The organism is Frankia sp. CcCS3, from assembly GCF_977927575.1.
In genome coordinates this window covers 1-7,375 of the sequence record NZ_CDWRCL010000208.1, presented here as the reverse complement: position 1 = coordinate 7,375, position 7,375 = coordinate 1, and the positions used below count along the sequence as shown (strand labels likewise).

At 67.3% G+C, this 7,375-nt stretch carries 5 protein-coding genes and 1 pseudogene; 1 reads left to right on the top strand and 5 read right to left on the bottom strand.

All coding sequences use genetic code 11. The features are described from left to right. Window positions 1–366 precede the first annotated feature (366 nt). Entirely contained in the window at window positions 367–1,848 is a 1,482-nt protein-coding gene (locus tag AC08OQ_RS15860) for an NAD(P)H-quinone dehydrogenase (protein WP_476601732.1), read from the bottom strand. Window positions 1,849–2,041: 193 nt separating this feature from the next. On the opposite strand from AC08OQ_RS15860, the gene AC08OQ_RS15855 reads away from it, so the two are divergent. Then, a complete protein-coding gene (locus tag AC08OQ_RS15855; RefSeq protein ID WP_011435148.1) occupies window positions 2,042–2,482 on the top strand; it encodes a gamma-glutamylcyclotransferase family protein in 441 nt (146 codons plus the stop codon). A 4-nt stretch (window positions 2,483–2,486) separates the two neighbouring features. Here AC08OQ_RS15855 and AC08OQ_RS15850 read toward each other — a convergent pair whose 3' ends face one another. The 4 genes and pseudogenes from AC08OQ_RS15850 to AC08OQ_RS15835 form a co-directional block, all read right to left on the bottom strand. Then, window positions 2,487–3,704: an amidohydrolase gene (locus tag AC08OQ_RS15850; protein WP_476601733.1), complete on the bottom strand. Its 1,218-nt coding sequence runs from the start codon at window positions 3,702–3,704 to the stop codon at window positions 2,487–2,489. Between the two features lie 75 nt (window positions 3,705–3,779). Continuing rightward, window positions 3,780–4,928 (bottom strand): glutamate--cysteine ligase, encoded by a 1,149-nt coding sequence (locus AC08OQ_RS15845; protein ID WP_462203016.1) that lies wholly within the window; start codon window positions 4,926–4,928, stop codon window positions 3,780–3,782. Between the two features lie 224 nt (window positions 4,929–5,152). Next, the gene (gene aspS / locus AC08OQ_RS15840) at window positions 5,153–7,003 is read right to left on the bottom strand and encodes an aspartate--tRNA ligase (protein WP_476601734.1); all 1,851 of its coding nucleotides are present in this window, start codon (window positions 7,001–7,003) and stop codon (window positions 5,153–5,155) included. A gap of 256 nt (window positions 7,004–7,259) precedes the next feature. After that, a pseudogene (locus AC08OQ_RS15835) lies at window positions 7,260–7,375 on the bottom strand (IS5/IS1182 family transposase); the annotation flags it as partial.

Below are 7,375 nucleotides of genomic sequence, written 5' to 3'. Positions count from 1 at the left end.
TACGTGAATGTTTACCTTCCGCGAAGAGCCATGTGAGCCCGGGGCGGCCGGCCGTCCCGGGCTTCCCGCCGTGTCTTTTTCGACACGACACCCGGACCTCTTACTCACCCGCATGCTTCAGACGATGATGCCTTCGGCACGTCGGCCCGAGAGTCAGAGCCACGCCGCGAACCGGTTCCATCCCGCGGACATCGCCGGCCGCGCCTACGGGAACAGACGATCCCCCAGACGCGGCCCGGTGGAAAAGCCCTGCTCGTAGCCTTCTCCGCAGGCAGGCGTCGGCAGTACTCGCCGCGCCGGCCGTCGTCCCGGCATGGCAGCCCGACATGGCAGGAGGTTCCGCATGCGGTCCTGCCGGGCCCCTGCTCACTCCGGGTTGTCGAATCCCGCGAAGAAGTCGCGCGTACGCAGGACGCGAGCCGCCTCGGTGATCGAGCCGGAGAGCGACGGGTAGATCGAGAACGTATGTGCGATTTGATCGACGGTCAGACCGTGTTCGACCGCGAGCGAGATAGAGAGGATGAGTTCGGATGCACGCGGCGCGACAATAACACCGCCAAGCACGCTTCCACTCCCCGGACGGCAGAACAGTTTCACGAAGCCGTCCTCAATACCCATCATCTTCGCCCGCGGATTCCGCAAGAGCGGAACTGTGGTTACCTCGGCTGCGACTGCCCCGGTGTCCTTCATCACCTGCGTGACTCCGACGGTGGCGATTTCCGGCTCGGTGAAGATGTTGGACGACACCGTCCCGAGCCGCAAGGGTGTGACGGCCTCGCCGAGGGCGTGCCACATGGCGATACGCCCCTGCATCGCGGCGACCGATGCGAGCGGGAGGACTCCAGTGCAGTCACCGGCCGCGTAGACACCCGGCACCGAGGTCCGCGACATCCGGTCCACGTTCACATGCCCACCAGGCCCAAGCCGCACCCCCACGTCAGTCAGCCCGAGGCCCTTGGTGCGGGGTACCGAACCAACCGCCATCAGAGCATGGCTTCCCGTGACGGTCCGGCCGTCGGTCAGCTCGACGATCACACCGTCCCCGATGCGCCGTACCGACGCCGCCCGCGATCGGTTGAGCACCTCGATCCCACGCCGCACGAACACATCCTCGATGACCCGGGCAGCATCCGGGTCCTCCCCCGGCAGCACGCGTTCGCGCGAGGAAACCAGCGTGACCTCGGCGCCAAGCGCCCGATACGCGCTGGCGAACTCAGCTCCGGTGACGCCGGAACCGACGACGACCAGATGTTCGGGTATCTCCTTGAGGTCGTAGAGGTGTCGCCAGGTGAGAATCCGCTCACCATCCGGCTGGGCCGTGGGGAGATCGCGTGGTGAGGCGCCGGTCGCGATCAAAATCACATCGCCGACGAAGGTTTCACCGGCGCTGGTTTCGATTGCGTGCGGCCCGACAAGACGCCCAGAGGCGTGCACGACATCGACCTTCTCGCGCTCGAGCCGGCGCTCGATGTCCAGGGACTGGGCCTTGGCTAGATCACGGACCCGTTCGTACACCTGCTCCGCATCCACATTGACGACCTCCGGGGGCGTGAGCGGCCGGGTGCCCGAGTCCGCGCCGGTACTGATCCCCCAGGCCACGGGGGGCAACGCCGGTTCCAGCCCAGGGCCGAGACTATGCGGGCGGACACCCAGGCCGGGAGCCAGAGCAAGGTTCGTCATGGTCTCCGAAGTCGCGATCAAGGTTTTGGAGGGGACGCAGTCGGTGAGCACACAGGCACCACCGACCCCGTCCGAGTCGATGACGGTGACCGTCGCTCCGAGTGAGGCTCCAACGAGAGCCGCCTCGTAGCCTCCGGGCCCTCCACCAAGAATGATGATGCGAGTCACGTGCCCTCCCGATCCGGTATCGCTTCCTTATCATCTTGCCCCGCCGCCGCGGCCGCTCTCCTGCCGGTGCGGAAGGCTCCGTAGGATCGCAGACGGAGTCCGACATCAGCGATGTCAGGTAGGGCCATCTTCCTCCTTTCATGAGCGGAAATTACAGTTATAATCACGCACCGTAACCCTCCGAGAGATCACAATGACCTTGTACGCGGCTTACGCCGGCAACCTCGACCCGGCGCAGATGAAGGAGCGGGCCCCGCATTCGCCCGTGACCGGCACTGGATGGATCAACGGTTGGCGCCTCACGTTCGGCGGTGAGAACGTCGGTTGGGATGGAGCCTTGCCGACCATCGTCGAGGCTCCGGGTGCCCACGCGTACGTCCTTCTGTACGACCTCGACCGTTACGACCTGGAACGGCTCGACGTCTGGGAAGGCGCGGACACCGGCCTGTACACCCGCATCCGGGTGCGGGTCTCCACCCTCGATGGGGAGGCTCTCGCCTGGACGTATGTTCTCGACGCCTACGAGGGAGGACTCCCGTCGCGCCGGTACCTCGAGATGATCGCCGATTCCGCGGAGAAGGCTGGGGCACCCGCCGACTACGTGGCCGAGCTCCGTTCGCGACCGACTGCGTGACGCATCACGGCGCCGGTGGCGTCTGTGTCAGCAGATCGAGAGCCGCGCCGGCAAGCAGCTTCACGCCCACACCGATCGCTCTCTCGTCCACGTCGAAGCTACCCTGGTGAAGGTCGTAGGTGTGGCCGCCGGGTGTCCGAGTGCCCAATCGGGCCAAGGCCCCCGGCACGTGGTTCAGATACCAACCGAAGTCCTCGCCACCAAGCGATTGCGCCACCATGCTGGAGGCCCCGTGACCAAACACACGGTCGACGACGGTCCGAAGGACCTCGACGACATCCACGCTGTTCACCACGGGCGGCACGCCACGCCGGTAGTCGACCACGATCTGTGCTCCGTACGGTGCGATGAGCTGCTCGGCAACCTGAGTGACCAGCGCCGGCACGCTCTCCCAGGTCTCCCGGGACAAAGTGCGGATCGTGCCTCGGAGCTGACCGGTTCGAGGGATGGCGTTGGTAACGGTTCCCGCCTGCACCTGACCCCAGACCAGGGAGAGCGCCGACCTGGGATCGACTAGTCGCCCCAACGCGGCAGGAAGATCGGCCGCAAGGCGGACGAGCGCGTACACCAGGTCGACTGTGTTCTGTGGCCGGGAGGTGTGACCGCCGGGCCCGGCCAACGTGATTTCGACGGCATCGGCGGCAGAGGTGATCGGACCCGTCCGCAGACCGATCATGCCCAGGTCGAGCGCCGGATCGCAGTGCACCGCGATCGCCGTGGTCACCGGCTTCAGCACTCCCGCGTCGATGACGTCCAACGCGCCGCCCGGCATGAGCTCCTCCGCGGGCTGGAACACCAGGCGCACGGTCCCGGGCAGCGTAGACACGCGTGCGATCTCGGCAAGCGCGAGTCCGGCGCCGAGCGCCACGGTCGTGTGCACGTCATGTCCGCAAGCGTGAGCCACACCCGGAACGGTGGAGCGGTACCGCACGTCCTTGATATCCGAGAGCGGAAGAGCGTCCATGTCGGCCCGCAGCATGATCACAGGAGCGTCTGGATCATGATCGACGCCGAGACCGATATCACACCACAGGCCAGGAAGGTCCGGCAGGCGCTGCGGCGACAGTCCCGCGGCCCGGAGTCGCGCCTCGACCTGCTCGGCGGTGCGGTGCTCCCGCCGGCCGAGCTCCGGGTGGGCGTGGAGATCGCGACGCAACGCGATCAGCTCGGATTCGTGCGCGGCCACCCACCCGGCGACCGCCGCGGTCTCGTCAACCTTCATCTGCCGGCCGGGCTCCTCCCTGCACACGCCACGCGGGCCCTGAACGCGTGCGGTTCGGGGTATTCGCCGACGTGTCTAGCCGTCGACTACCGGACGGCCCATGTTCATCTCTTCGAGCAGGGTATCGACGACCCGGATGAGATCTCCACCGGCCCGCCGGGCGGCGTCCCGCTGCCGGGTATAGCTCGCGCCCGTCCGCAGGATGGTCAGCGCGTCGGAGAGCTCGGATGAACAACCGAGGCGGTGGGCGACCGGAAGCAGATCCTCCACGAGATCGGTGATCTCGTCCCGGACCGGCCGGATACCGCCCCGACCATCGACGATGATCTGTGCGTCCAGACCGTACCGGGCCGCTCGCCACTTGTTCTCCTGCACGAGCCATCGTTGCGGAGTCGGGAGGCGATACCCACGATCGATCTGGGTGTTCATGCGGTCAACCAGGCACTGCGCGAGAGCCGCGACCGCCCCCACCTCCATCAGGGACGGCAGACCATCGCAGACCCGCAGTTCCACGGTGCCGAAGTTGGGATGTGGGCGAATGTCCCACCAGACCTCGCGGATCGTCTCGATGGTGCCGGAGACAATCAGTGTCTCCATGAACGACTCGAAACCCGGCCAGTCCTCCAACGGGTACGGCAGTCCCGCGGTGGGCAGGCTCGCGAAGACCTGTGATCGGGATGAGGCCAGCCCGGTGTCTCCGCCCAGCCAGTAGGGCGACGACGCCGACAGGGCGAGAAAATGCGGGACATAGGCCATCAGAGCGTTCACGATCGGCATGACCTTGTCCGCAGACCGCACTCCGACGTGTACGTGGACGCCGAAGATGAGCAGCCGCCGGGCCAACCACTGCATCTGGCTGACCAGCCGGAAATAGCGATGATCCTCGGTGATGCGCTGCCCCATATAGTCACTGGCCGGATGCGTGCCGCTGCACATCAGCCCGATCCCGCGCCGTTCCGCCAGATCGCGCAGCAGCGAGACGGTTCCAGCCAGGTCCGCGGTCGCTTCCTCCACCGAGTCGCAGACCCCGGTGACGACCTCGATGGTCGACTCGAACAGCTCGTGCTTGGCCTTGGCCGCCTCGCGCTCCCCGGCCTTCGCCCGCAGCTCGTGAAGAATCCCGCTGGCCTCGCCGCGAAGTTCGCGCGATTGCTGGTCGACGAGCTGCAGCTCCCATTCGATGCCGAGACTGGTGCTCGACGACGACGAGAAAGGGATCTGCACCTAGCCTCCTCGGGTCGGGATCTCGGGGTCGGTACCAGCACCAGACAGCCGTCACCCACCGGCTCGGCTCACGGGCAGCAGGTCGGCTCACGGGCGGCAGAAGGTGACTACCCCATTCAGCCCGTTCCTACCCCACCACCCCCCACCGGGGAGCTGGCCAAAGGCTTGGTCGCGGCAATGCCCGGCCCGACCACCTCACCGCCCATCGGCCGGGCCCGACGCGCTCAGACGGCTACCGGGCCCGGTCCCGGTCCCGGTGCCGGTGCCGGTGCAGTGACCACCCGCACCCCCAGCTCACGCAGCTGACGATCGGTCACGGGCGTCGGGGCGCCCGTCAACGGGTCGAGTCCCGACTGGGTCTTGGGAAAAGCGATGACCTCCCGGATGTTCTCCTCACCGGCGAGGATCGCCACCAACCGGTCGATCCCCACCGCGAATCCGCCGTGCGGTGGCGCCCCGTAGCCGAAAGGGGTGAGGAAGAAGCCGAATCGAGCCTTCGCCTCCGCCGGCGAGATTCCGAGGATCCCGAAGATGCGCTGCTGGAGATCGCTCTCATGGATCCGGATCGAGCCAGATCCGAGTTCCCAGCCGTTGAGCACCAGGTCGTACGCCCGGCTACGCACCGCGAGCGGATCGGTCTCCAGCTTGTCCACATCGTCGGGGTGCGGACGGGTGAAGGGGTGATGCCCCGGCTTCGGCCGTCCGGTGCCGGGATCCACCCCGACGAACAGCGGGAAGTCGACGACCCACACGAACCGCAAGGGACCTTCGCCGGCCGGCGGGCGGCCCAGATCGTTGCGAAGCTGGCCGAGCACCTCGCAGGTGGTCGCCCACTCGTCGGCGACCAGGAGAAGAAGGTCGCCCGCCACCGCCGCGGTTGCCGCGACGATGCCGGCGAGTTCCTCGGCGGCGAGAAACTTCGCCACCGGGGACTCCAGCTCGCCGCCGGGACCGACCCGCATCCAGACCAGGCCCTTCGCACCCAGTCCCTTCGCCCGCGCGGTGAGATCGTCGAGCTTGCGCCGGTTGTGCGAGGCTGACCCGCCGGGTACGCGGATTCCCTTGACGGCCTCGGCCCCGGCGAACGCCTTGAAACCGCTACTCGCGAAGACCGCGGTCAGCTCTATGAGTTCCATGCCGAACCGCAGGTCCGGCTTGTCGACCCCGAAGCGGTTCATCGCTTCGTGCCAGGACATCCGCTCGATCGGCAGCACGGGGCCGCCGGTCACCGCCCGGGCCGCGGCCAAAACCGCCGCCGACGTCACGCCGAGCACGTCGTCCTGGTCCACGAAGCTCATCTCGAGGTCGAGCTGGGTGAACTCGTACTGCCGGTCGGCCCGCAGGTCCTCGTCGCGCAGACATCGGGCGAACTGGAAATAGCGATCCGTCCCGCCCACCATGAGCAACTGCTTGAAAAGCTGGGGTGACTGCGGGAGGGCGTAAAAACTGCCTGGGAACTGGCGCGACGGGACGATGAACTCCCGCGCTCCCTCCGGTGTCGAGGGCATCAGCAGCGGCGTCTCGACCTCGACGAAGTCCAGCGGGGCGAGCGCCGAGCGCATCGCCGCAAGAACCGCCGAGCGGATCCGCAGGTTGCGCTGCATCCGGTCACGGCGCAGATCGAGATAGCGGTAGGCGAGACGAATGGTCTCATCGACGGAGTCGGCTCGATCGTCCAGCGGGAACGGCGGCGGTGTCGCGACCGAGAGCACCTGCACCTCGCAGTCGCGTAGCTCGACCTCGCCCGTGGCCAGGGCGGGGTTCGCGGTCCCCTCCGGGCGGACGGCGACGGTACCGGTGATCCGCAACACGTACTCGGTCCGGACGTCGACCGAGCCGTCGACGACCGCCTGAATGATCCCGGAATGGTCACGCAGGTCGACGAAGGTCAGCGACTGGCCGTGCTGACGGCGGTGCGCCACCCAGCCACACACCGTCACGGTCTGGTCAACGTGATCCGATCGCAGATCACCGCACAGATGTGTGCGCATGGCCGTGCGCTGCCGCCCGCCCGAGGTGGCGGCCCCCGCCACCGGGATCGGTAGCTCGCCGGTGGTCGACTGGGTCGTAGTCATCGATCCGTTGTTCCCATCGCAGTCTGGTCCGGCCCGCCGGGTACTTTTCTCGCCAGATGTGTGGCGATGTCACTGCGCCCGTCGCGGGATCCAGTCCTGACCCTATCGGCCGGTAACCGCGAGACCGCCGCTCCCGGCGACCGCATGGGCCGGACAGGCCGGACAGGCCGGACAGGCCGGACAGGCCGGACAGGCCGGACAGGCCGCACGGGCCCGCACGGCGAGATCGTTCGCCGTTAGGGCCTGTTTGGGAAGTTTATCGGGGCAGCCATTCGTTGATCGCGGCGATGGTGACTGTTGCTTCGTAGCGGACGGCTAGCTTGTCGTATCGTGTCGCGACCGCCCGGTGGCGTTTGAGCCGGTTGATGCCGC

What these genes read in the sequence shown, in the direction of transcription:
- aspS (WP_476601734.1), bottom strand. Translation starts at nt 7,003, where the DNA reads ATGACTACGACCCAGTCGACCACCGGCGAGCTACCGATCCCGGTGGCG.
- AC08OQ_RS15855 (WP_011435148.1), top strand. Translation starts at nt 2,042, where the DNA reads ATGACCTTGTACGCGGCTTACGCCGGCAACCTCGACCCGGCGCAGATG.
- AC08OQ_RS15850 (WP_476601733.1), bottom strand. Translation starts at nt 3,704, where the DNA reads ATGAAGGTTGACGAGACCGCGGCGGTCGCCGGGTGGGTGGCCGCGCAC.